The sequence below is a fragment of the Hyella patelloides LEGE 07179 genome (assembly GCF_900659865.1).
In the GTDB taxonomy this organism is placed as follows: domain Bacteria; phylum Cyanobacteriota; class Cyanobacteriia; order Cyanobacteriales; family Xenococcaceae; genus Hyella; species Hyella patelloides.
In genome coordinates this window covers 1-2,259 of record NZ_LR214406.1, presented here as the reverse complement: position 1 = coordinate 2,259, position 2,259 = coordinate 1, and the positions used below count along the sequence as shown (strand labels likewise).

Sequence of the window (2,259 nt, the reverse complement as noted above, 5' to 3'; positions counted from 1 at the left end):
GATTATTAAGTTGTCATCTGTTGAGGATTAAAGTGCGAACTCTACCGTTTTGCGGTTACTCAACAGAAGCTAGTCATCCTCCTTCTTTCTAAGTTTCGACTAAACGAATCGCACCACCCGTTACATTAATACCTTCATCGGTATTTTCGTAGATTAAGCCTCCACCATCAAGGATATCATTGCCAGTTCCCCCCCTAAGTTCGTCGTCACCTTTACGTCCTTGTAAAATATCAAATCCATCATCTTCGTAAGTAATGTTCGCAAAGGTAGGTATTGCAGTATTAAAACCACCGTTGAGTAAATCATCTTGACTACCACCCTGAATCAAATCGTCGCCAAATTCACCAATTAATTCAAAGGAACCAGGCGCACTTCTTGCTGGACCAAACTCTTGACCGTCAATGTGATCTCCTGCAAAACTTCCAAATTGGTCATTCCGATTGCCTAATGGTGATACTCTAATGGGTATTTGATTAAAAGTACCAATCATCGAGCCACCGTCTTCCTCAGTTCTTAAGAGATCGGTGATTTGCTTGGTAAAGTCTGTGTTGCTCAGACTTTCATAGTTATTCGTGATCAAAACAAGATTCGACGTCTCGCTTCCATCGCTTTTATCGATCTGTGCTTCGATAAAGACCCCTCGACCATTATTCAATGAAGATGTAACAGGCTTGACGACATAACTAACATTAACATCAGGAAGATCTGACACTGAAGGTAAAAAGAGGTTATCTACGCCAATTTGGAAATCCTCTATCACAACCATATCTCGGTTGTTCTCCTTAATATCTAACCAAGCTCCTGTATTGTAATCAGGATTATTTACCGCATCCATCGCAGCTTGTTTTTGAGCGTCTACTTGAGCTAGATCGAATTCGTAGTTTGTTAAGGTTTGTGTTATTGCAGCAGCAGTCGATCCTATACCTCCAATGACAGGAATAGCACTTGCTGCACCACCAGCAGCATCTAAAAGAAGGTTGGCTGCTAATCTAGCATTTTCAATATCTTGGTCTGGTAGGGTAATGTCATTGATGAAGCTTGCTAGTTTACTGGTATCGAAATCTAATCCCAAACCAGTGTCATCACCTTCAATGTCGATAACAAAGTTAGTCGCTGCTGCATCACCACCAGAAATAAACCTAAAATCCCTACCTTCAGACACACCTGCAACACCCACAATTGTGTTTCTATTATTATCAGGACCTATGCGCGTGTTACCACCGAAGGCTAACTGAGAAATATTGGTAAGGGTATCAGTTCCTTCGTCTCCATCGCTTGTATCGATGTCTGTTACGGTAATACTCTCGTCATCGTTAATGGTAATATCAAATCCCTCAAATTTTCCTTCGTACAAAGCAATATCCAGACCATCCCCACCATCCAGGATGTCATTACCTGCGCCTCCTTCTAGGATATCTTCTCCAGCATCGCCCCTTAAAGTATCATCACCTTCTTCGCCAAAGAGTAGATCGTTACTCTCTCCACCATCGAGAAGATCGTTACCACTTCCGCCTTCTAGGTTGTCAGTGTTTCGTCCACCAAGCAGAGTATCATTACCAGAGTCACCTCTAAGAACGTCTTTCCTATTACCACCATCAAGAATATCATCACCCTCACCCCCTTCTAGGGTGTCATTACCAATAGAACCAATAAGACTATCATTACCTTTCCCTCCAAGGAGAAAATTCTTACCTCTACCACCGTTAAGGGTATCATTATCATCTCCACCATCGAGTGAATCATTGCCATCAGATCCTTCTAGGACATCATTCCCATCTCCTCCGAAAAGAGAATCATTCCCCGCACCTCCGTTGAGGATATCATCACCATTTCTGCCTTCAAGGGAATCATCCCCCGCTAACCCGTTGAGATTTTCATTGCCGTCTCGTCCTCTAAGAGTATCATTTCCTGCACTGCCTATAACTGAGTCACCGTCAAAGGAAGCAGATGAACGAAAACCCTCAATAAAAGTAATACGTTCGCTAGAGGCACGATTCGATGGTCCTACCTGAAGAAAGTCAGAGGTGCCGTTTCCATCAAAATCACCAGCTACGACATTGGGCGCTCCATTTGTAGTTGGACCAAATATATCGAAAGAGGTTCCAAGTGTCCGATCGCCATCAGATAAAAAGATACAGCGGTTTGCAGGTTTATAAGGGACAGTAGCAGCAGTGGGCAAACCAGTTACGCAGATGTTGGGGATTCATTAAATCCATCGCTATTTTAATCAGGGTATCAACCCTTTTGGAAGTTCTGGGA

The 2,259-nt window shown here is 42.9% G+C and carries 1 protein-coding gene; it reads right to left on the bottom strand.

What is annotated here, in order from left to right; all coding sequences use genetic code 11:
* Nucleotides 1-88 precede the first annotated feature (88 nt).
* Nucleotides 89-2,179 carry a calcium-binding protein gene (locus H1P_RS35265; protein WP_144876432.1) on the bottom strand — a complete coding sequence of 697 codons (2,091 nt, stop codon included), beginning with the start codon at nt 2,177-2,179 and terminating at the stop codon, nt 89-91.
* Between the last annotated feature and the right edge of the window lie 80 nt (nt 2,180-2,259).